The sequence below is a fragment of the Candidatus Pseudomonas auctus genome, assembly GCF_048654275.1.
GTDB classification, from domain to species: domain Bacteria; phylum Pseudomonadota; class Gammaproteobacteria; order Pseudomonadales; family Pseudomonadaceae; genus Aquipseudomonas; species Aquipseudomonas pharyngis.
Map to the genome: position 1 here is coordinate 536102 of NZ_JBJYZK010000002.1, position 23807 is coordinate 559908.

At 60.6% G+C, this 23807-nt stretch carries 15 protein-coding genes; 3 read left to right on the forward strand and 12 right to left on the reverse strand.

Going from position 1 to position 23807, the window contains the following annotated elements:
- Window positions 1–105 precede the first annotated feature (105 nt).
- Window positions 106–7233, forward strand: a complete 7128-nt coding sequence (locus ACKUG4_RS05970; RefSeq protein WP_445433637.1) for a TcdA/TcdB pore-forming domain-containing protein — start codon at window positions 106–108, stop codon at window positions 7231–7233.
- Window positions 7234–7321: 88 nt separating this feature from the next.
- Here the strand turns inward: ACKUG4_RS05970 and tspR are convergent, their stop codons facing one another.
- A complete protein-coding gene (gene tspR / locus ACKUG4_RS05975) occupies window positions 7322–7918 on the reverse strand; it encodes a type III secretion system genes modulator TspR (protein WP_064593220.1) in 597 nt (198 codons plus the stop codon).
- 234 nt (window positions 7919–8152) lie between these two features.
- Here tspR and ACKUG4_RS05980 point away from each other — a divergent pair, with 234 nt between their 5' ends.
- Window positions 8153–8944, forward strand: a complete 792-nt coding sequence (locus ACKUG4_RS05980; protein WP_064593221.1) for a hypothetical protein — start codon at window positions 8153–8155, stop codon at window positions 8942–8944.
- Between the two features lie 48 nt (window positions 8945–8992).
- On the forward strand, window positions 8993–9676 hold the full coding sequence (locus tag ACKUG4_RS05985) for a hypothetical protein (RefSeq protein ID WP_445433638.1): 684 nt from the start codon (window positions 8993–8995) through the stop codon (window positions 9674–9676).
- A 28-nt stretch (window positions 9677–9704) separates the two neighbouring features.
- Here ACKUG4_RS05985 and ACKUG4_RS05990 read toward each other — a convergent pair whose 3' ends face one another.
- The 11 genes from ACKUG4_RS05990 to ACKUG4_RS06040 form a co-directional block, all read right to left on the reverse strand.
- Complete coding sequence (locus ACKUG4_RS05990; RefSeq protein ID WP_064593225.1) at window positions 9705–12479, reverse strand: hybrid sensor histidine kinase/response regulator; 2775 nt, start codon at window positions 12477–12479, stop codon at window positions 9705–9707.
- Window positions 12480–12581: 102 nt separating this feature from the next.
- Window positions 12582–13874: a phosphoribosylamine--glycine ligase gene (gene purD, locus ACKUG4_RS05995; RefSeq protein WP_007951030.1), complete on the reverse strand. Its 1293-nt coding sequence runs from the start codon at window positions 13872–13874 to the stop codon at window positions 12582–12584.
- Between the two features lie 147 nt (window positions 13875–14021).
- Window positions 14022–15629 (reverse strand): bifunctional phosphoribosylaminoimidazolecarboxamide formyltransferase/IMP cyclohydrolase, encoded by a 1608-nt coding sequence (gene purH / locus ACKUG4_RS06000; RefSeq protein ID WP_039772035.1) that lies wholly within the window; start codon window positions 15627–15629, stop codon window positions 14022–14024.
- An 82-nt stretch (window positions 15630–15711) separates the two neighbouring features.
- Entirely contained in the window at window positions 15712–16032 is a 321-nt protein-coding gene (gene fis / locus ACKUG4_RS06005; RefSeq protein ID WP_002555375.1) for a DNA-binding transcriptional regulator Fis, read from the reverse strand.
- Window positions 16029–17039: a tRNA dihydrouridine synthase DusB gene (gene dusB / locus ACKUG4_RS06010; protein ID WP_007951027.1), complete on the reverse strand. Its 1011-nt coding sequence runs from the start codon at window positions 17037–17039 to the stop codon at window positions 16029–16031. The genes fis and dusB overlap by 4 nt, the downstream gene beginning before the upstream one ends.
- Window positions 17040–17223: 184 nt before the next feature.
- A complete protein-coding gene (locus tag ACKUG4_RS06015; protein WP_445433639.1) occupies window positions 17224–18489 on the reverse strand; it encodes a DUF3426 domain-containing protein in 1266 nt (421 codons plus the stop codon).
- Window positions 18490–18519: 30 nt separating this feature from the next.
- Window positions 18520–19398 carry a 50S ribosomal protein L11 methyltransferase gene (prmA, locus tag ACKUG4_RS06020; protein WP_007951025.1) on the reverse strand — a complete coding sequence of 293 codons (879 nt, stop codon included), beginning with the start codon at window positions 19396–19398 and terminating at the stop codon, window positions 18520–18522.
- A 166-nt stretch (window positions 19399–19564) separates the two neighbouring features.
- Window positions 19565–20923 (reverse strand): acetyl-CoA carboxylase biotin carboxylase subunit, encoded by a 1359-nt coding sequence (gene accC, locus ACKUG4_RS06025; protein WP_064593229.1) that lies wholly within the window; start codon window positions 20921–20923, stop codon window positions 19565–19567.
- 17 nt (window positions 20924–20940) lie between these two features.
- Complete coding sequence (accB, locus tag ACKUG4_RS06030; RefSeq protein ID WP_007951023.1) at window positions 20941–21408, reverse strand: acetyl-CoA carboxylase biotin carboxyl carrier protein; 468 nt, start codon at window positions 21406–21408, stop codon at window positions 20941–20943.
- A gap of 24 nt (window positions 21409–21432) precedes the next feature.
- The gene (gene aroQ / locus ACKUG4_RS06035) at window positions 21433–21888 is read right to left on the reverse strand and encodes a type II 3-dehydroquinate dehydratase (RefSeq protein WP_007951022.1); all 456 of its coding nucleotides are present in this window, start codon (window positions 21886–21888) and stop codon (window positions 21433–21435) included.
- A 132-nt stretch (window positions 21889–22020) separates the two neighbouring features.
- Window positions 22021–23778, reverse strand: a complete 1758-nt coding sequence (locus ACKUG4_RS06040; protein WP_445433640.1) for a protein-disulfide reductase DsbD — start codon at window positions 23776–23778, stop codon at window positions 22021–22023.
- Between the last annotated feature and the right edge of the window lie 29 nt (window positions 23779–23807).

Sequence of the window (23807 nt, forward strand, 5' to 3'; positions counted from 1 at the left end):
GTGCATTGATATCAACTTGTTGCAAGAGCGATTTTTTTGTAATGGGGTATTTGTGCGCGTGATTTTCAATCGGCTCGTGTAATTTGTTATTTCGGGAGTTCACGTATGCGGGAAATTAATAATGATGTTGCCGATGTCGGTCATCTGAAGTTTGCGACGTTGTTCAAGTTTTCCGAATTTGAGCAGGCTCTGCAGCCTTACAAGGACAGCGCGCAATATGACGCGGCGCTTCGTTACTATTCTGCGTGTATCGATCTGCTCGACTCGCCTCGACTGTTGCAACCGCTGGCGCTGCTCAAGCAGGCACTGGGAGAATTGAACAAGGGGCGAGTGCGCCGTAGTTTAGACAAGGCACCGGTATCGACACCGGACGGCGGGACAGCGCCGGATCTTGCGCAGATCTTTGACAGGCTCGAAGTTGTCGAGTCGCGCCTGCACTCCAGTGTCGGGTTGATGAAACTTCCGGCTACGGCCGTGCCGAAAATCCTGCACTTCGTCTGGCTCGGTGGCGGGCTTGGCGAGATCCAGCGCGACTACATCAATCTCTGGAAACAAGTGCTGGCTGGAGAGGGTTACAAGATCAACCTCTGGTATGACAGTGATGCCATGTTGGCGCATGAAACCAATCGGCTGATCAGCGAGGCAGCGAAACTGCACAGCCTGCAGAACGGCGGTATGGATAGCTCCACTGAAGCGCAACTTGGATCAATGTATGAGGCGCGGGCCATCGTACTGAAACAGGAGATGTTCGCGCACATCAATCAGGCTGTTGCAAACGGGGTGTCGGCTGATGAGGCTCGGACGCAGTTGTTGAGTCGGGCGTACGGACAGCAGGCAGAAAGACTCAAATCGTTGAAAGAGCGCAATTTGCAGAGCGTGCATGCGTTGGTCGGTGGCGACTTGCAATTGCGCGATTTGGCGGGTGCTCCACAACCCATGCAGTTGCAAGCCATCTACGATCAGGAGATGCGCTTGCGCGGCAATCTTGCCGCCGGATCCGATGTCGTGCGGCTGGAGGCATTGCTCCCCGAAGGGGGGCTGTACGCGGATGTCGATAATCTCCCGCCGTTGGTGAAGGTACTGGGCGGCGTGGACATCAGTACGGTCGGAAACGATGGCCAGCGGGGGATTTTGCAATTACTGCTGGACCACAATCCGCACTGGATGCCGGGGCGCCAGGCGGTGCGCGGCGGGTACACGGATTATGCCGACAGTATTCCCGCAGAGCATCGCCAGGCGCTGGAAGCGTTCGCCGGAAGCCGCCCTGCGCTGAATCAGGTTTTCCAGCCCCCTTCCGATCTCCTTGCACGCCCCTACATGTTGCGTGCTGTGCGTGAGGGCAATTCGTTGAGCAATGCCTGGCTGATGGCGCACCCGGGCTCGCCAATGCTGGAGGCCGTCATGCAGCGGCTGGGTTTTAACTATCAAGTGGTCAACGCAGTGTTCCGGACGGCGGCTGAAAGAGGTGTAGCCCCTCACGACGATGATTCCATGCAAGCCCTGGCGATCGCGGAGCTTGAGGATCGCCTCGGTGCCCTGGAGGGGCTGTCGGACGAGGATGAAATCGCGATGAGATATCTGGCGGACGCCGCTGCCAGTTACTACAGCGACGGCATTCGCCTTGAACGTGAGGGCACGATCTATCTCACCGGACCGGCTGCCATGCGTCTTGGCATGGGAGATTACGAGCAGGCGCATTTCACCCCGCGTGCTGGCGAAGCCTCTCGGGCTGAAGTCGGCATTGAACCGAAGGGCACGGTCAGTCGTTCAAGCGAGGAAGAGCTGGATCATTCCTGGAAAGAAAACGGAGCCGATGAACAACAGTGGGTCAGGAACGAACAGCAGCGTTTTCGCGACGGCCGATACACCACCCGTTACGCCGGCGACCTCGACGAACTGCTCAATCATTCCACCGTCGAGTTCGAGCTCGGCTGGCCGCTCATTGAAGGGCGCCATGTTCTGCTGACCGGGCTGCTGCAACGCCTGGCCGAGCGTCTGGGTAAACCGTTTACCCAGGCGATGATGAACGGCCATGACGGCCCGGTAGTGTTCGTCGACCGGCTGCCACTGGATTTCGACGACCGTCAGGCGATCCGCAATCAGGACACGCGGCTGCGACCACCGGCTTCTCTGGCCAATGAACAGACCCGGAGCCTTGCGCTGGACGAAGTGCTGGTGCGTCTGGGGGCGGGCTCCTTGCAACGGGCTCACCTCAGTCCGTTGCAGCGCCTGACACTCGGGGCCTTGCTCGGCGTTGAATCGCTGGATGAACAGAGTTTGCTGGCGCAGAACAGTGTGATGGAAAACCTGATCAACAGTGTCAGGGAGCGCGGGACTTCGGGACGGTTCGGGGCGATCGAGCAGCATCTGTTTCAGCGCAGGGACACCGCATTCGTTGCCGGGTTGAACAGTGTCCAGCACGAACTGCCGATGGACTTGCCGAGTGCGCTGAGTCTGAAGAAAGCCGCCCTGGCCGGGGCGACGACGCTGTATGAGTGGGGGCAGCAGGTCGCGCAGATCAAGAAGGTGGCCCTCCAGGAACATCGTGAGCAAGTGCAGGATCGCCTGGAGCAGGTGCTCAATCAGCTTGAGGGCGGTGCCGTGAAACTGGCGCCACAGGACCTGCTGATGCACGGAATGGGCGATATGACTGCCGGGCGATGTTTTCCTCTTGCGCTGGCGATGAGTGCAGCCATCACTGAGGGCAAGGCTGCCACCCAGCGATTGCACGAGCGTTTTTACCTTGCGGTACTCGAGCCGGAACACGCTGACACAATCGCCTTTCTGGGGGCACTTGAGGAGATGCGTGGCGTGAAGTATGGCGATGTCGGGACTCCGCTGGGGCGGCTGGATCTGGACCAGGTCACGGCGACCCTCGAGGAGTCTGTCGGTACTCGAACCTTGATGCTCAACTCTGACAATCATTCGATGCTGGTTGCTCGTACCGTCAACGGCACGGAAGTCATCTACCACTTTTATGATCCCAACTTCGGCCTCTTCGAGTTCGAGACTGCTGCCACATTCAGAGCGGTACTGACGAGATTTTTCCAGAGAGGCATGACCAGACATTACGCCGCCTATGGTGAGCCTGACCGTCCGCAGTTCGATCTGATCGATCTCCAGGGGGAACGGGTAGCCGATCTGGATCTGTCGAGCGGTGCCAAGGTGGCACACCTTTTAAGGGAGGATGCGTTGCCGAGCATGCCGCTGCGCAGGGTTCGCCAGCGGCTTTTCAGCGCACACGGACAATCGCTGGTTGAAAATCCACACCTGGCCAGCACATTGCTGCAGTCCGACAGCCACTGGTGGGCCGAACAGGTCGCAGACGTGACTTCGCGGTTGCAGGAGGGGCATGAGTCAGTGTCGCCACTGGTGCCGTTATTCGAGTCGCTGGAGGTCACCCTCGAGGGCACTTATCGGGTGAGCATGCTCGATCCGAAGAGCGGCGAGGTGATGGCAACGGTCATCAGCCGCGACAGCCGTCTGCTGCGGATCAAAAATTATCTGGCCGAGCTGTTTTCGACGCTGGCCCAAAAACGTACCCGGGCCGGCGCGCCAGTCGATCCGACGGAAGCTTCCGCTGTTCACACCCTCAACGCCGGGTTCGCCGTTCAGGCGTTGATGAATGCCTTGCGCGACCGCGAAGGTGAAGGCCGCACATTGACCACCGCCGTGCAATGGCATGCCTACGTCAACTATGCGCAGCTGGTGCATGGCAATCTGGTGGACGTGGCGGGGCTGGTCGGGGTCCTGCAAACGGCATTGCGTGATGAAAGGATCATGGCCCGGACCACTGGGCAAGTGGTGGCCGAAGCGCTGGCGCCACTGACCGCCAGAACTTTGGGCAATGTGGCGGGGCATGTGGCCAATGAAGGCGTTGGCGCGGTACTGGGGCTGGCCAATGTCGGGTTCGATATCTATCAGTTGGCGAACGCAAAGAACGATGTGGAGGTCGCGACTTACGGTACTCAGTTGGGCTTTGACGCGGCGAGCCTGGCCCTGACCGGTACAGGGCTTGCTGCGGCGGCCCTGGGGGCGGGTACGGCCGCTGCGGTGCTCGGTGGCGCCGGGGTGATTCTGGGCGGGCTGGCGATCGGGGTGACCGCGTTGGCACATGCCTACGCCATCATTGCCGAGGAGGCAAAAGCCGTCGGTCTGTTCTTCGATGAAATCGAGCAGGCTCATCGCGGTGCCGGCTACCGGTACGACGGCACGCAAGGTGCCTGGCTGCCGCGACCGTCGCTGATTATCAGGCAGCTGGATCTGGGCAACGGCAGGATGCAGCTGGACAGCACCCGGCTGTATCCGCTGCGTGATCATTTCGGAGTGCCGGAATTCGAAGCCGATTACTCACGCGCCATCAACCTCAGTGCCGAATTGGGTTATCCCGACGAGATGAGTTTCACTGCGCCCTCCGATCAACCCATCGTTTTACCCTGTACACCGCTGAACTGTTATCGCTACGAGTACAAGACCCTGCCGTTTGTCTCGGTGTTTCACGACAAGGGTTTTGACATTGCACGTCGCCTGGAAAAGAAAAAACCGGACGGCCAATGGCTGTTCCTGTTTTCGTTCTATTCCTTTCCCAGCGAATACGTCGTCTATCGGATTTATCCCGATTACCGACCCACCGACATCACTGTCAAGCTTGATGCCCGCGAGCGCAAGCTGGTCGTGCCGGTGATCCCGTCCCTGTGGCGGGGCAAGGTTTCCTATCGGCTGCAGGGGGGCGGCGGGACTTGCACGCTGGTGCTCAATCCCGGTGTCGACGTTGAGTTACAGACGATCGGTGCGCAGAAGGATCGCTGGATTATCGCGGCGCCCTGGGCTCGTGAAACCGACATCGTGTTCGGCGAGGACGGCCGGTTCAGCGTCAAGGATTGCCGGTTCAAGGTCAGTGCCGGTGTTCCACCTGATCTGTATGTGCTGCTCGAAGGCGGCAACCTGTTCAAAGTCGAAGGCCGCATACTCACGTTATTGCTGGACCACCCCCCTCAGGAACAGCACGGACAGGTATTGCAGAATCATCTGCAGGAACTGGCCCGGGCCCATCGGCTGGTGCTGCCCTACACGCCGATCCACGATTATCTGATTCCATTCGAACCAGCCGATGCACCGCGTTACACCACCGGTTGGTACGACGCCCGTGAGGACCGGGTTCTTTACGTGCGCAATGATGACGTGTCGGCCGACGATGCGCAGTTGTCGGTCGTGGTGGGCGAGTCGGCGTTTTTTCAATCGGCCGAGGGTTTCGAAATCTGGCAGGTCGAGGCGAACACTGGGTTGCTCAGCCATCGCTATCGTCTGTTGTTCAAGCCGCGTGGCACCAGCTCGATTCGCAGTGTGGAGGCCGACGGGCAGGGTGTGGTTCATGTGGTGCAGGAGTATCTGCAAGCAGACGGCCGTGTGGAGCGCTTCAATTACCTCATTCACGATGGGCAGTTATGGTTGAGTTCAGTCACACGCGGTCTTGAACCGGCATTCGAGGCACTCCTTGATGAAACGGCCCCGTTGACCGATTGGACGTCTGTGCTCGGCGAGCAGATCGTGCTCAAGTCGAGTCATGACAAGTCCTACGCGACGGTCCACTGGCAGTTCGCGCCCTATGTGTCGATCTGCTGGATGATCGAAAACAACCTCCGTGACATGGCCTGGATCCGCACCCGCGACGACCTGATCATTCGCCCGGTGCCGCGTCGTCATCGCGCCCGGGGCTGGGCCGATTCGATCCAGAATCTGAACGACCTGATGCTGCTGACGGTGGCTGATGACAGCGATGTATTTGTCATCTATGACCGTAACGCGCAGACCTTGTGCCGGACGCAGTGCACGGTGCTCAAGGGCAAGATGCAATGGGCTCATCGTTGGGTGCAGCCTGCTGGACTGAAGCAGATTGCGGCACAGGAAAGCGGCTATCTGGCAAGTACCGCAGAGGGGCTCTCGTTTGAAATCGACAGCACCGGTGAAGTGCGCTTCGCCGGCGTGAGCGAACAATGGCTCAAGAGCCGCACCCAATGGTGGCTGGCGCTGGAAGGGCTGGCCAAGCGGTACTCCGTTGAACGGTTCACGATTGTCGGCGTTGTCAATGCCACCGGCGACGCGCGTTTGCATGCCTGGTACTTGGATAACCATCTGGTGCTGAGTGGGGCGCGGCAGGGCGATGTACGTCTTCTGGGACTGACCCCCGACAGACAGGCGGCGTGGTTGTTCGAACCGGCGGCAGGGCAAGTCTGGCGTCAGGCGTTGATCGATCCGCAGCGACTGGATCAGGCGTTCGGAACCGCTGCGCAGCTATTGCACGCTGAAGTGTTGACCCCGCCGGAACGGCAATGGGCACCGTGGAGCTTCGCCGACGTCAGGATCGACGGTACGGGGCTGCTGGGCACGACCCTCGATGGCCAGGTGTTGCAGTTGCACGCTCAGGCGCAACCTGTGCTGGCTGGTGTGGCGCTCGATTGGGTAGTCGCTCATGACGAGCACCTGATTCGTGACCTCGAGGCCATGCTGGTGAACCAGGCGCATCGCCCGTTCATTTCCATCGCCACCCGCGACGCCAGCGCGTGCTGGTACTTCGTCGACAGTGCGCGATTGATCCGGATCGCAGCGCAGGATCTACCCGGGGATTACGAGTTGCTGGGCGTGCGGCGACACACGGATGTCCTTCTGAACGATTCAGGGCAGCGACTGATTCGGGGTTATCCGAGCAAGCGGCAGATCGGGCCGCTGGATTACGTCCAGCGCAACGCCGAGGTGCTGGTGATCGAAGGGCAAGTGGGTGCGCCGAACCTGTTGCCGCTGATTCCTGATGGCGTGCGCACACTGGTGGTGCGGATGGGCCGCGGCTCCATGAAGTGCCATCTGTCGCAGGCTCTGACGCGCAGACTGGAACGGCTGGTCATTGATGCACGGTTCCCGCTGGCCGGCCCGCCCGCGGTGATGAGTCGCCTGATCTGGTCGCTGGACACATCGCAAGCGGTGGAGGTCGGCGTTGTCGGGGATCACCTGGTGCTGATCGATCCTGATTCCGGACTCTGCGTGTTGTTCCGTGATGCCTGCGCGAACGATCCGGCGTTGCACGGCGACGTCATACTCGAGGTCAAGGGGTTGCGACCTTGCCAGGTATCGACGCTCGCCCGAGGGATGTTGGGGCCCAATGGCGTGACAGGCAGCGTGACACTCAAAAGCTTGATAGAGGAGGCGAAGAGCAACCTCATGACTGAATCAACGATCTGAGTTAACGATTCAGTTGTGCTTGAAAGATAGTTGTCAGTGATCAAAGAAGACCGCCGATGGAAGTATTGGCGGTCTTTTGCATTCCGGTCTATGGCACCAGATAGCCCTTCACCCCGGTGAAGATGATCTGTGCGGCCAGCGCGCACACGAACAATCCCATCAGGCGACTGACGATCTGCAAGCCTTGATCGCCGAGGATCCGTTCGATGCGATTCGACAGATAAAGTACGACACCCACGGTAAAGCTGGCCAGGGCGATGCTCATGATGGCGGTGAGTTTGTCGTCCCAGTGGGGCTGACTGACGCCCATGACCAGCAACGCACCAATAGTGCCCGGGCCGACAGTCAGGGGAATGGTCAGCGGCACGATCGTCACGTCCTGCTGCACATTGTCCGTCTGCACCACCGACTTGCCTTGCGCCATGCCCAGTGCCGAGATGAACAGCACGCTGCCGGCGCCGATCCGGAAAGCATCTACGGTAATGCCGAACACATCGAAAATCACTCGCCCGAACAAATACAGAAGAACGCTGGAGACCAGCGTGGCGATCGCCACTTTCCAGGCCAGGCGTCGTTGCTCCTTGCGCGAATAACCACGGGTCAGGCTGATAAAGCAGGACAGCACGAAGAACGGGCTGTAGAGCACAAGCATCTTCAGGTAAACGCTGAACAACACATGGAGCATGGTTTCGACTCGCCGCTGTGGAGTGGACGACGTGGAGTCTATCAGTGGTTTAGTTGTTTGTGTCTGGAAGCGTGGTTTTAATCAGGTTTGATTTAACTTGTGTGGAAGTTGCTAAGTGGGTGGAAAGTTCAGATATCAAGTTACATGTTTTGCTTTGTTGTTTGTTTGGTACTTGGTTATTGTTATTTGGCAAGTTCATGAGGAGCTTGTGATTCTAACTAATGGATGTGTCAAATGTATAATCAAGCTGTTCGTGAAAGTTATGTAAACACCTGTCTTGAAACGCTGGGTGAGTGTGATATCGGTGATCCGCTGATTATCAAGCCACGTGGCTTGCAGATTTCCGGTGATGATGTTGAAGCGCCGTCGCGCGGTAGCATCGTCGGTGAGGGCGTGCTGGGTTTCTCCAGTAACCTCACTGGCGATAACAAGTCCGATGCGCAGAATGCTTTTTTATTCGCAACGCGTGCAGCAAACAAAAAATACCCTGAAGAATCTCAGGGCAAGGAATGGTACCTGTACTTCCGGGACATCATGACCATGGCAGGCTGGACCCCTGTCAGCCGTTACTACAGCGATCTGCAAGTGGGTGGTACCAGTGTTCGCATGGACAAACTGGTTCTGGAGATTCTGTCTTCGGTCGTCGCGGGTGTTGCCTTGCCTGGCCCAACCAGCGCATTGATGCTGAAAGTAGCGGGCGATGCCATTGCCGCCCTGCAGAAGCGTGACACCGCAGCACTGACCGTTTACGAACGCAATCTGCTCGAGCATGGCGTCGGTGGTGTTTCCAGCGCCGCCTGCGTGGAAGTTGACGGTGAAGCGATCATGGCGGTCGGCGCAGTGCGCTTCCTGCGTCGGAACACCTCGACCAAAGTCATGTTTGTGGATCTTGATATTCGTAATGTGAAGTTGTATCGCGGTGAAACGGTATTTGCCAAAAATACATTCGTGGCGGATGGCGTGCGTGAGTTGATCAAGAACAAGTTGATTCCGCACAAGGACAAGATTGACGAGATCGACATTTGATGAGTGAAAAGGCGGCCGTAACAGGTCGCCTTTTTTACGGGGGACGATATGAAACTTGATTATTCGGTTTTGATCGTTGGCGCTTGCGTGATGTTGCTACCGGCAGCGGACGATGCGGATAGTTACAGCGATCTGGTCAACTCAGTGTTGTTGGCGCAGTTGGCCGCGAGCAAGAAAGTCGAAAAGTCGCAAGGTACTGACTGGTATGACGCTTACATCCAATTGATGGATGACTACTGGCTGCGCTACGCGCGCGCCCGACAAGACTGGTCCGTCAATGAGGGGGATGTCGAATCCGTCAGCGAATGGATCAGTGGCGCTATTGCCAAAGGTGGTTCGCAAAACGCCAGTGCGGCGGTGGCGACCTTGCAGCGTTTGGCTCAGTTATCGGGAGCCGAACCCGTCATGGCGCTGCTGCGAGCTCATGTGCAAAGGACCATGTCCCTACCCGATGAGGCTCATGCCCCTGCCGGACCCGTTCGATTGCTAGCGATCATCGCCTCGACGCCAATGCGCATTTCGAGCGTCTATGTTGAGTTCCAGGCTCATGGGTCTATCGAACTCAACCCGCTGGCCCAGCGTTTCGAAGCACGGGACATACAGGGAGCGGTCTGCTTGCGCTACGCCAAAGCCAGTTTGTCGGAAACACTCTACGGGCCTGTACGTGATGCCATCGCCTTGAAAGTCAGGGACAGGCAAGCGGCTCACGTTTTGGCGATGGCTGTTGAATAGCGGCGAGACGCTTGATCGGCAACGCCGCTCAGAACGTTGAGGCGGTGCGATTCTGTTGGTCACGCTGTGCCACCCAGTGCTCGATCAGCTCACGCAGTTGCGACAGTTCCACCGGTTTGGCCATGTGCCCGTCCATCCCGGCCTGCCGCGCGCGCTCCTTGTGTTCAGCGAGGATGTGCGCTGTCAGCGCAACGATCGGCGTGCGAATGCGCTGGTTGCTGACTTCCCATGCGCGCAATTGCTGAGTCGCCGAGAACCCGTCGAGGATCGGCATTTCGCAGTCCATCAACACCAGGTCGTAACGCTGGGCTTTCATTGCCTGCAAGGCTTCTTCGCCATTGCTGGCGGTGTCCGGTTGCAGATTGAGTTTGCCGAGCATGCCGCGGATGACCTTGGTGGAAATCGTGTTGTCTTCGGCCACCAGAATGCGGAAGTCGCTCGGCACCTTGACCGGCGCAGCGGGGCTGGCCGGCTGCGGCTGGAACACCACCTGGCCACGGTTGCGCTGGTTCAGTTCGTCGGCAAGCGTGGTCTTGAGGGTGTAGCCGGCCACCGGTTTGGCCAGGATGCGCTTGATCCCTGAATTGCGCGCGATGATCTTGCTTGGCGCATTGCTGATGCCGGTAAGCATGATCAGCAGGATGTCGTGGTTCAGGCTCGGGTCTTCCTTGATCTTGGCCGCCAGTTGCATGCCGGTCATGCCGGGCATGTTCTGGTCCAGCAGAACCACGTCGAAATAGTCGCGCAGGTGCGCCTTGGTACGCAGCAGGGCCAGCGCTTCCTTGCCCGACGGCACGGCGCTGACGTTCAGGCCCCAGGCGCTGCATTGCTGCACCAGCACCTTGCGGCAGGTGTCGTTGTCGTCAACCACCAATACGCGTGCGCCTTGCAGCGGGCTGTCGAGGTCCGAGGTCGGGTGCTCCAGGCGATCGGGATCCAACGGCAGGGTCAGCCACAGCGTACTGCCCTGGCTGGCGCCGCTCTTGATGCCGAACTCGCCCTGCATCAAACGGATCAATTGGCGGGCGATCACCAGCCCGAGGTTGCCACCCAGACGGTTGGCCGACAGGAAGTGCTTGCTGTGCAACTCGGCGTGCATCAGCGCATCGCGCTCCTCCTGGTCCATCGGCTGGCCGCTGTCCTGCACCGCAATGCGCAGGCGTGGCCCGGCGCTGCGTTCGTCGAGGGCGACCACCACCAGCACTTCGCCTTCCTCGGTTTTCTTCAGGGCGTTTTCCAGCAGGCTCAGCAGTGTCTGGCGCAGGCGCGTCGGGTCGCCACTGATGACCCGTGGCACTTGCGGCTGGATAAAGCTGATCAGCTCGACGTTCTGCTGTTCGGCCTTGGCGCGGTAGATGCTCAGGCAATCGTCGATCAGCGCGTTGAGGTCGAACTGCACGTCGTCGAGTTCGATCTGCCCGGACTCGAGCCGCGAGATGTCGAGGATCTCGTTGATCAGGGTCAGCAATTCGTTGCCGGCGCTGTGGATGGTTTGCACGTAGTCGCGTTGCTTGACCGACAGCGGCGTGCCGAGCAGCAGTTCGGTCATGCCCAGTACGCCGTTCATCGGCGTGCGGATTTCGTGGCTGATCTTGGCCAGGAACTCGGCCTTGGCGTTGATCTCGGCGTTGCTCGCGGCGAGGTCGCGGCTGATGCTGAAACGGCTTTCGGTAATGCTGCGCTGACGTTCGCCGAGGGCGATGCTCATCAACAGGCCGCTGATGCAGATGAAACCCATCAGGGTCATGATCAGGCCTTGCGGCGCCACCAGGGTCAGCCCCAGCAAGGCCGGGAGAATGATCAGTGTGCCGATGTTGAACACCACCATCGCGGCAACGAACAAGCGGGCAGGGCGGTAGCCTTTCTGCCAGTGATAGAAACCCACCAGCAGCATGCTCAGCCCAGCCAGGGCTACGAGCGCATAGGTGATGATGTTCAGCGGCAGGGTGTTGACGAACAACAGCAGCAGGCTGCAGATCACGATGAACAGGATGTCGCCGATCAGCAGCTTGTTTAGCGGATGCGGGCCGAGCGGCGCGAAGAAACGGTAGGCGAACATCAGGCCCGCCGGTGCGGTCAGCAGCAGGGCCAGATAGGCGCCGGGAGTCTGGATCGCATGCCAGTTCGGCAGCCACGGACCGGCGAGGTTGAGCAACAGCAACAGGCTCAGGCTCAACAGGCCTTCACACACCGCGAGCCACAGGCTGCTGCGTGAGCGGGTGTAGGCGTAGCGGATCAGGTTGTGCAGGATCAGCATCGCCAGACAGCCGAACAGCAAGCCGTAGATCAGCGTCTGGTTGTGATTGGCCGCGGCCATCACTGCCGATTGCAGGGTGATATACGGGCGCAACTGGTGATCGGAGACCAGTCGCAGGTAGACGTCGAGGGGTTTGTCGCTTTGCGGCAGCGGCAGCATGAAATCGCTGCTCGGCAGCGGTCGTTCAACCTGGGGCTGAGCGGTACCGGTGTCGCGTTGTTCGATCAGGCGATCGCCGTCGAGGACATACAGATTGAGGTGCGACAGGTCGGGGGCGAAGATCCGCAGCACTTGTTCGTGCGTGCCGGGCGCCAGCCTGAAGCGCAGCCACAGGGCGCCATCGGGTTCGGCCGCGGTGAGGCGGTCAAGCTCGATAGGGCTGAATTGATTGGTGTAGCGGGCGGAGCGGATGTCGCTCAGCTGCAGGTTGCCCTGATCGTCAAGCAATACCGACCAGCCACTGCCTTGCGCGGCCTGGGCCGGGAGCATGCAGAGCAAGGTCAACAGCGTGACGGTGAAGCCTATGGCAATCCTGAGCCAGCGCACGGCGAAATCCCTTCGTAGGTTGATGCCAGAATATAACGATGCGCAGCGTCGGAACAGTCCGGCAAGGGCGATGAGCCCCTGCCGGAAACACAGCGTAGCTTATTACTGAGACTCACCGCGTTCACGGGCAATGGCGCGGTAGCCAATGTCGGTGCGGTAGAAGCAGCCTTCCCAGTCGATGGCCTTGGCCAGTTTGTAGGCCTGCTCCTGGGCGGCGCCGACGCTGGCGCCCATGGCGGTGGCGCACAGCACCCGACCGCCGGCCGTCACGACGTTGCCGTCCTTGAGCGCAGTACCGGCGTGGAAGACCTTGCCTTCCAGTGCGGCGGCTGCGTCCAGACCGTTGATCGGCGCGCCCTTGGCGTAGTCGCCCGGGTAACCGCCGGCGGCCAGCACGATGCCGACGCTCGGACGTGGATCCCACTGCGCTTCAACCTTGTCCAGCGCCTGGGCCAGTGCCGCTTCGACCAGCAGCACCAGGCTCGACTGCAGACGCAGCATCACCGGTTGGGTTTCCGGGTCGCCGAAGCGGCAGTTGAACTCGATGACCTTCGGATTACCGGCCTTGTCGATCATCAGACCGGCGTACAGGAAACCGGTGTAGACGTTGCCTTCGTCGGCCATGCCGCGCACGGTCGGCCAGATCACTTGGTCCATCACGCGCTGGTGCACGTCGGCGGTGACCACCGGTGCAGGGGAGTAAGCACCCATGCCGCCGGTGTTCGGGCCGCTGTCGCCGTCGCCGACGCGTTTGTGGTCCTGGCTGGTGGCCATCGGCAGAACGTTCTTGCCGTCGACCATGACGATGAAGCTGGCTTCTTCGCCGTCGAGGAATTCTTCGATGACAACGCGCGAACCGGCGTCGCCAAAGGAATTGCCGGCGAGCATGTCGCGCACGGCGTCTTCGGCTTCGGCCAGGGTCATGGCGACGATCACGCCTTTACCGGCGGCCAGACCGTCAGCCTTGATCACGATCGGTGCGCCTTTTTCACGCAGATAAGCCAGGGCCGGCTCGATCTCGGTGAAGTTCTGGTAGTCGGCGGTCGGGATCTTGTGGCGTGCCAGGAAATCCTTGGTGAAGGCTTTCGAGCCTTCCAGCTGCGCGGCGCCGGCGGTCGGACCGAAGCAGTCCAGGCCACGGGAGCGGAACAGGTCGACGACGCCAGCCACCAGCGGTACTTCCGGGCCGACGATGGTCAGGGAAACGTTTTTCTCGGCGAAGTCAGCGAGCTGCTCGAGGGCCAGCACGTCGATGGCGACGTTTTCGCACTTGGCCTCAATCGCGGTGCCGGCGTTGCCTGGTGCGACGAAAACCTTCTGCACACGCGGATCCTGAGCCACTTTCCAGGCCAGGGCGTGTTCGCGGCCACCGCTGCCAATGATCAAAACATTCATTTCAAAAACCTCAAAATTCTGTCAGGCGCTGCTGGAGCGCTTTATGTGGGAGCGAGCCTGCTCGCGAAAGCGGTGTGTCAGTCAACGTCAACGTCGCTGGCAGATTGCATTCGCGAGCAGGCTCGCTCCCACATTTGAATCTGTGTATCAGTGACGGAAATGACGCATGCCGGTGAACACCATCGCGATGCCGGCCTCATCAGCAGCAGCAATCACTTCAGCATCACGCATCGAGCCACCCGGCTGGATCACTGCCGTGATACCAACCTTGGCCGCGTTGTCCAGACCGTCGCGGAACGGGAAGAACGCGTCCGACGCCATTACCGAACCAGCCACTTGCAGACCGGCGTGCTCAGCCTTGATCGCGGCGATACGCGCCGAGTTCACGCGGCTCATCTGGCCGGCGCCGACACCGATGGTCTGGCGGTTCTTGGCGTAGACGATGGCGTTGGATTTGACGAACTTGGCCACTTTCCAGGCGAAGATCAGGTCGTGGACTTCCTGTTCGGTCGGGGCGCGCTTGGTCACCACTTTCAGGTCGTCGGCGCCGATCATGCCGATGTCGCGGCTCTGTACCAGCAGCCCGCCGTTGACGCGCTTGTAGTCCCAGGCCGGAACGCGATCGGCCGACCACTCGCCGCAGGCCAACAGGCGAACGTTAGCCTTGGCAGCGACGATGGCACGGGCTTCTTCGCTGACGCTTGGGGCGATAATCACTTCAACGAACTGACGCTCGACGATCGCCTTGGCGGTCTCGGCATCCAGTTCACGGTTGAAGGCGATGATGCCGCCGAACGCCGATTCGGTGTCAGTGGCGTAGGCCAGTTCGTAAGCCTGACGGATGCCGCCTTCGGCGTCCGGGCTCACGGCCACGCCGCACGGGTTGGCGTGCTTGACGATCACGCAGGCCGGTTTGACGAAGCTCTTCACGCATTCCAGCGCAGCGTCGGTGTCGGCCACGTTGTTGTACGACAGCTCTTTGCCTTGCAGCTGGGTGGCGGTGGCGATGCCGACTTCGGCAGGCTTGGCTTCAACGTAGAACGCCGCGCTCTGGTGCGGGTTCTCGCCGTAGCGCATTTCCTGGGCTTTGATGAACTGGCTGTTGAAGGTACGCGGGAATTCGCTGCGACCTTCGGTGCTCAGGGTTTCGGCAGCCTGGTTCACGGTGCCCATGTAGTTGGCGATCATGCCGTCGTAGGCGGCGGTGTGTTCGAACGCCTTGAGCATCAGGTCGAAACGCTGAGCGTAGGTCAGGCCACCGGCCTTGAGGTTTTCCAAGACGTTGGCGTAATCGCTGGCATTCACCACGATGGCCACGTCTTTGTGGTTTTTCGCCGCCGAACGGACCATAGTCGGGCCGCCGATGTCGATGTTTTCGATGGCGGTCGGCAGGTCGCAGCCTGGCTTGCTGATGGTGGCTTCGAACGGGTACAGGTTCACGGCTACCAGATCGATCGGCTTGATGCCGTGCTCGTTCATGATGGCGTCGTCGATACCGCGACGACCGAGGATCCCGCCGTGGATTTTCGGGTGCAGGGTTTTCACCCGACCGTCCATCATCTCTGCGAAACCGGTGTAATCCGCGACTTCCACTGCGGCCACGCCGTTGTCCTGCAGCAGTTTGAAGGTCCCGCCGGTGGAAAGGATTTCCACGCCCAGGGCTTCCAGCTCCCTGGCGAATTCGAGGATCCCGGTCTTGTCGGAAACACTGATCAAGGCGCGGCGGATCGGCAGGCGGGTAGTCTGGTCGGTCATCTCAATTTCCATCAAAAGCAAGGGAAGTCAGCAAAAAAGGCGACCGGTTTTACGCGGGCGCCTTTCTGGTTTGATTGAATGCTTACAGCAGATCGTACTGCTTGAGTTTCTTGCGCAGCGTGCCGCGGTTCAGTCCGAGCAGCTCGCTGGCCTTGGTCTGGTTGCCCTTGACGTAGTTCATCACGCTTTCGAGCAGGGGAGCCTCGACTTCGGAGAGCACCAGGTTGTACACATCCGTGACGGACGCGCCCTCAAGGTGGGCGAAATAATTGTGCAGCGCCTTCTCGACACTCCCGCGAAGGGTCTGGCCTTCTTCGCTCGGGGTATTGAGGTGCTGTTTCAAATTCACGTTGTCGCTCACGGGTGTTGTTCCACTCACTAAAGTCTCGGTCATCATCGTCATGCGGCCACCCCTTCTCCGTCCCCTGTCAGGCTCTTGTAACGTTCGGCGAAGAACTCCCGAACGTTGGCGCATTGTGTTTCCGTACCATCCAAACGATTGAAGTGGGCGCGAAACTCCCTGGCGCCCGGCAAGGTTGCGAGATACCAGCCCACATGCTTGCGGGCAATTCGCACACCCATCACGTCCCCATAGAAGGCGTGGAGGGCGGCCAGATGCTCAAGCAGAATGCGTTCCACCTCGATCAGCTCCGGCGCCGGCAGTTTTTCGCCGGTACGCAGAAAGTGTTCGATCTCGCGAAAAATCCATGGCCGCCCCTGGGCGGCCCGGCCGATCAACAGGCCATCGGCACCGGTCGCGTCGAGCACGTAGCGGGCCTTTTCCGGCGATACGATGTCGCCGTTGGCAAAGACCGGAATCGACACCGCCTGCTTGATCGCGGCAATGGTGTCGTACTCGGCTTCGCCGGTGTACAGGTCGGCGCGGGTGCGGCCATGCACCGCCAGCGCCGTGATCCCGGCCTGTTCGGCGATCTTCGCCACGGTCAGGCCGTTCTTGTTGTCGCGATCCCATCCGGTGCGGATCTTCAGGGTCACCGGCACATCAACCGCCGCCACGACGGCATGCAGGATCTCGGTAACCAGTGCTTCATCCTTCAACAACGCGGAGCCGGCGGCCTTGTTGCAGACCTTCTTCGCCGGGCAACCCATGTTGATATCAATAATCTGTGCGCCCAGCTCGACGTTGGCCCGGGCCGCATCCGCCAGCATCTGCGCATCGCCACCGGCGATCTGCACCGAGCGTGGCTCGGGATCGCCTTCGTGGATCATGCGCATGCGCGACTTGCGGGTGTTCCACAGGCTCATGTCACTGGTGACCATTTCCGAGACTACAAGCCCTGCGCCCAGACGCTTGCACAGCTGACGAAAGGGCTGGTCGGTGACACCCGCCATCGGGGCGAGGATCAAACCGTTCTGCAATGTATATGGGCCGATGCGTACCGCCGACATAGGACTTCCCTGAAGTGGGGCCGGATCATGAGAGTTCGAAAAAGGGTTGGCATGATACCCGCTCTCGATGACTGGATAAAGGCTGAATTGAACAAAATCTGAACAGTTATTCTGTTATTACCGCCGGTTTGGTTGTGCGGTGTGCAGTCAGAAAATTGCCGTCAATCCGGGAGCGGTAAAGCGCTCACTCGGGTGAGTGGAAACTCAGGCTGTAGTTCACCGCTTTCGGGCCTGGATCGAGGATGTCCAGAGCGATGTGGATCGGCGTCTGCGGCGGCATTTCCGCCATGCCTTCGAGGTCGCCGTTGAGGTATTCGCCGGGTTTGAAGCGACGACTGGCGATCAGGTGGCCGTTGAGGTCGGCGAAGCGCAGCTCCAGCAGCGGAAACGGCTGCGAGAACGGCGCGCGGTTATAAATGATCGCGTCCACCACCAGCGCACCGCTGAATTCCGGGTGGCTGCGCACCACCAGGTTGCTGCTCTTGATCTTGGCGATATCCACTTTGGACGGCACCGTGCAGCCGATTTGCGGGCACAGTTGCTGGAACCATGGCCGGTATTGATCCTGGCGCGCCAGCTCGTCGAAGTGATAGGCGACGTATTGTCCGCCCAGGCCGGCGGCGGCCAGCACGATGAGCAACAGCCAGAGCAGGCGACGGCCCCAGGGCGAGCGGCGTTTCTGCCAGTCCAGTTGCAGCGGATCATCGGTCAGATCCTGCAAGGCTTCGGCGCGAACACTGGATTCGACGCGTTCGCGTTTTTTGCGCGCAGGCTCGATCAGTGGCAGTTCGTCGTCGGCGTCATCGCTGGCCGACAGGCGTTCACGACGGGCATTCGGGTCGATCGGATCGTGCAGGCGCAGTTGCGGGATCGGCGGTTCGTCGTCGAGATCCACCGGCTCCAGCGACAGCGAAGGTTCGGTGCGCTCCGATCGGACGGGTTCAGGCTCGACGACGTCGGGTTCATCTTCGACTTCGGGAGCTCGCTCATCTGCCGGTTCGCTGAACAGGCTGTCCGGCCATGTCGTGTCTTCCGGTTCGTGGCTGTCGCGACGAGCGCTCAGGGCGTCTTCGCGTGGACGGCCGAACTCGGTGGTCGGCTGGATTTCCCGTTGCTCGAGGCGGGCCAGCTCTTCGTCCAGATCCAGACTGTCCAGATCCAGCTCGGCGGCGCTCCATTGCTTCTGGCTGATGGCGCGCGGCTCGGGCGCTTCGACGATGGCCGGTGGCTCGACGGGCTCAGGCTCGCTGATCGGCGGCTCGCTGATTAGCGGCGCCACCGGCGTGGCCGCTTCCTTGCCTGCGTGTTGCTCCAGCAATTGCTTGGCGGCATTGAACACTTGCAGGCAGGAGCCGCAACGAACCACCCCGCGGGCCACGCTCAACTGAGCGTGGCTGACGCGGAAACTGGTTTGGCAATGCGGGCACTGGGTGACGAAGCTGTCGGTCATGCGGCGGTCCGGATTGAGCAGGCGGTCATTCTAGCGCCGACGGCCGGTGATGCGCACCCAGCCATCACGATTGGCGATCGGGTCGAGATCGAAGTCCTGCGCGTAGGCGGCAGCGACTTCGTCACCTTGTTCGGCGAGGATCCCGGACAGCGCCAGACGCCCGCCGGACTTGACCAGGCCGGACAGTTGTGGCGCCAGGGAAACCAGCGGGCCGGCCAGAATGTTGGCCACCAGTACGTCGGCTTTGACCTGCGGCAGGTCTTCCGGAAGGTACAGCGGGAACAGTTCGTCCGCGATGTTGTTGCGCCCGGCGTTGTCGCGGGAGGCTTCGAGTGCCTGCACGTCGATGTCGGTGCCCACGGCTTCTTTCGCGCCCAGCAGCAGGGCGGCAATCGCCAGAATCCCCGAGCCGCAGCCGAAGTCCAGCACGTTGCAGTCTTTCAAGTCCTGGCCGTCCAGCCATTCCAGGCACAGGGCGGTGGTCGGGTGGGTACCGGTGCCGAACGCCAGGCCCGGGTCCAGCAGCAGGTTGACCGCGTCCGGCTCCGGGGCGGCGTGCCAGCTCGGCACGATCCACAGACGCTGACCGAAACGCATCGGCTGGAAACCATCCATCCAGCTGCGTTCCCAGTCCTGGTCTTCGATTACTTCGCTGTGGTGCTCGGGCAGCGGGCTGCCGGTCAGCAGTTCCAGATGGGCCAGTACCGGGGCGGCTTCAGTGCCGCCCTCGAACAGGGCCAACAGGTGGGTGTGTGCCCACAGCGGGGTGGTGTTGAGTTCCGGCTCGAAGATCGGCTGGTCTTCGGCGTCCATGAAGGTCACCGAAACGGCGCCCACTTCAAGGAAAGCGTCTTCGTAGGTTTCGGCTTGTTCCGGGCTGATGGCGAGTCTTACTTGCAGCCAAGGCATGGCGGGCACCTGTGAAAAAGATTGATTGCAGCCTAGCGGCCTGCGAGAAGCGCGCAAGTTTACGCGAGCGCGACGGTTTTGTGGGAGCGGGGAATGTGTGAGCAGATGAAACCTTCGGAAACAACAAAGCCGCCCGAAGGCGGCCTTGTCTGGTGCGGGCTGAAGCTTAGTGCTTCTCGCCAGCCAACTTGTGCTCGAGGTAGTGAATGTTCACGCCCCCTTTGCAGAAGCCTTCGTCACGGGTCAGATCACGGTGCAGCGGGATGTTGGTCTTGATCCCGTCAACCACGATTTCGTCCAGGGCATTGCGCATGCGGGCCATGGCTTCGTCGCGGGTCGCGCCGTAAGTGATCAGCTTGCCGATCAGCGAGTCGTAGTTCGGCGGAACGGCATAACCGCTGTACAGGTGCGAATCGACGCGAACGCCGTTGCCGCCTGGTGCGTGGAAATGCTTGACCGTACCCGGGCTCGGCATGAAGGTTTTCGGGTCTTCGGCGTTGATCCGGCATTCCAGCGAATGACCGCGGATCACCACATCATCCTGGGTATACGACAGCTTGTTGCCAGCGGCGATGCTGAGCATCTCCTTGACGATGTCGATACCGGTGACCATTTCCGAAACCGGGTGTTCCACCTGAACACGGGTGTTCATTTCGATGAAGTAGAAACGACCGTTCTCGTACAGGAACTCGAAGGTGCCGGCGCCACGGTAGCCGATGTCGATGCACGCCTTGACGCAGCGAGCCAGGACTTCCTTGCGCGCGTTCTCGTCGATGCCCGGTGCCGGCGCTTCCTCGAGAACCTTCTGGTGGCGGCGTTGCAGCGAGCAATCGCGGTCGCCCAGATGGATGGCGTTGCCCTGGCCGTCGGACAGAACCTGCACTTCGACGTGACGCGGGTTGGTCAGGAATTTTTCCAGATAGACCATCGGGTTGCCGAACGCCGCGCCAGCTTCGGAGCGGGTCAGTTTCGCCGAGGCGATCAGGTCTTCTTCCTTGTGCACCACGCGCATGCCGCGACCACCACCGCCGCCGGCGGCCTTGATGATCACCGGGTAGCCGACTTCACGACCGATGCGCAGCGCCGTTTCCTCGTCTTCCGGCAGCGGGCCGTCGGAACCTGGAACGGTTGGCACGCCCGCTTCGATCATCGCGTGCTTGGCCGATACCTTGTCGCCCATCAGGCGAATGGTTTCGGCTTTCGGACCGATGAAGGCGAAGCCGGAGTTCTCGACCTGCTCGGCGAAGTCGGCGTTTTCCGCGAGGAAACCGTAGCCTGGGTGAATGGCGGTAGCGCCAGTCACTTCAGCGGCAGCGATGATGGCCGGGATGTGCAGGTAGGACTGAGCGGCAGAAGCCGGGCCGATGCAGACGGATTCGTCTGCCAGACCCAGGTGCATCAGCTCTTTGTCGGCCTTGGAGTAAACGGCGACGGTCTTGATGCCCATCTCTTTGCAGGCACGCAGAATCCGCAGGGCGATCTCACCGCGGTTAGCGATCAGAACTTTTTCCAACTTCGCAGTCATCAAAGGCTCTCCGCAGTTCAAACGATGGTGAACAGCGGTTGGTCGTACTCAACCGGCTGGCCGTCTTCGACGAGGATGGACTCGATCACACCGCTGGTTTCAGCTTCGATGTGGTTCATCATCTTCATGGCTTCGACGATGCACAGGGTGTCGCCTTTCTTCACGGTCTGGCCGACTTCAACGAAGGACGGCGAGGTTGGCGAAGATTTGCGATAGAAGGTGCCGACCATCGGCGAACGGGCAACGGTGCCGTTCAGCGCTGGAGCAGCAGCGGCAGCTGGAGCTGCGGCAGCAGCAACCGGAGCGGCAGCGGCGGCAGGTGCAGCGGCCGGAGCCTGCATCGGAGCCGGTGCGTAGTACTGCTGCGCCGGGGTCTTGCTGTGACGGCTGATGCGTACGGACTCTTCGCCTTCCTTGATCTCGAGCTCGTCGATGCCGGACTCTTCCAGCAATTCGATCAGTTTCTTAACTTTACGGATATCCATGAATCATCAACTCCCAAGGGTCGGTCAGGGGCGTATAGCTTGTTGTTCAAGCTGCTCTAGTGCAGCCTCCAGGGCCAGTCGATAACCGCTGGCGCCAAGGCCGCAGATCACTCCTACCGCTACGTCGGAGAAGTAAGAGTGATGGCGGAAAGGTTCGCGTTTGTGCACGTTGGACAAATGCACTTCGATGAATGGGATGCTCACTCCCAGCAGCGCGTCACGTAATGCGACACTTGTGTGTGTAAATGCCGCCGGGTTGATCAGAATGAAGTCCACGCCTTCGCCGCGTGCGGCGTGGATGCGGTCGATCAATTCGTACTCGGCGTTGCTTTGCAGATACAGCAGATGATGGCCGGCTTCACGGGCGCGGCGTTCCAGATCCTGATTGATCTGCGCCAGGGTGGTCGACCCGTAGGTCCCGGGTTCCCGGGTGCCGAGCAGGTTCAGGTTGGGGCCGTGCAGCACCAGTAGCGTTGCCATCTGCGTGTTCCTTGTTATGGGTGAGCCTTCGTCAGAACCCGGCGACTATGCCGCAAAGACTTTGTGACTGTCCAGTTCTCTGCAATAGCCAGCACGATGACCGATGTTTGCGCAAAATATGTGACTGACTGATTAAATCCGGTCATTCGCTTTGGCGACACGTTCGGCGAAGTCGCTGGCGTTGATCTCGCCGATCACCCGCACATCGCGACGTTCCACCCCGTCCTTGCCGAAGAACATCAGCGCCGGTGGGCCGAACAGGCTGTAGCGGTCGAGCAGGGTGCGCTGTTCGGCGTTGCTGGCGGTGATGTCGAAGCGGATCAGCCGAAAGCCCTTGAGCCGATCCACGACTGTGGCGTCATTGAGTACTTCGTGTTCGATGACTTTGCAGCTGATGCACCAGTCGGCGTACCAGTCAAGCAGCAACGGGGTGCCGGCGGTTTTCGCTTCGAGCAGTGCCCGATCCAGTTCCGCCGGGGTGCTGACGGTCTGCCACGAGCCGCTGTTTTGCGCGGTCGAGCCGCTGTCGGCAAGTCGTGCCGGGGCTATTGGATTCAGCGGGTCGGTCTGCCCGCTGAACGCGCCGTACCAGCAGGCCAGCGCATAAAACAGCAGGAACAGGCCCAGCAACTGGCCGAGGCGTTTGCGCGGCGGTTTGTAGACGAATTCCAAAGCGCCGAGGAACAGGCCGACGCCGCCGGCCAGCAGGCCGATCAGCAACAAGGTGATCTGTCCCGGCAATACCCGGCTGAGCAAACCGATGGCCAGCCCGAGCAGCAACACGCCGATGCCGTTCTTCACGTACATCATCCACGGCCCGCTTTTCGGCAGCCACGCCGCGCCACCGGTAGCCACCAGCAACAGCGGCGCGCCCATGCCCAGGCCGAGCATGAACAGCTTCAGGCCGCCACCCAGCGCGTCGCCGCTGGCGCTTATATAAAGCAGTGCGCCGGCCAGCGGTGCGGAAACGCACGGCGATACCAGCAAACTCGACACCACACCCAACACCGCCGCGCCCCACAACGAGCCGCCTTCGGTGCGCCCGGCGATCCGGTCGAGGCGGCTGCTGATGAAGTGCGGCAGTTTCAGCTCGAATACGCCGAACATCGCCAGCGCGAACACCGCAAAGAACATCGCGAACGGCACCAGCACCCACGCCGATTGCAGCCGTGCCTGCAAATTCAGTTGCGCGCCGAAGAGCCCCATCAAGGCCCCGAGCAGCGCGAAGCACGCGGCCATCGGCAGCACATAAGCCAAGGACAGATTGAAGCCACGCAAACCGCCGACCTGCCCGCGCAACACAACACCGGACAGGATCGGCAGCATCGGCAATACACACGGCGTGAAGGTCAGGCCCAGGCCCGCCAGGAAAAACAGCGCCAGATCTCGCCAGTCCCAACCTGCTACCGGCGCGGACGCACCACTTGGCGCTGCGTTGCCCTCGATGCTCAGACGTTCGGTTTCCGGTGGATAGCACAAGCCTTTGTCGGCACAGCCCTGATAGGTGACGGCCAGCGTGAACGCTCGGGCATCATTGCGTGGCAGCTCCACATCGAGAATGCCGTGGTAGACCTCGACGTCACCGAAATACTCGTCGTGTTTCTGTTCGCCTTGCGGCAGTTGTGCGGCGCCAAGTTTTACCTCCGCCGGCTCGGCGCGAAATTGGAAACGGTGGCGGTAGAGGTAATAGCCTTCGGTGGCTACGAAGCGCAGTTTGACCGATTGCGGCGTGCTCTCGACCAGACTCAGTTGAAAGGCTTCGCGCACCGGCAGGAAATCGGCGCTATTGTTGACCGAGCCCAGCGTGGCGCTGGGTTTGCTGTCGAACAGACCGGCGGCGCCGGCCGGCAGGGCGAAGACGAAAAACAGCAGGCAGAGCAGACGGCGCATGACAATCTCGCGAATCAAAGGTGCGGGAA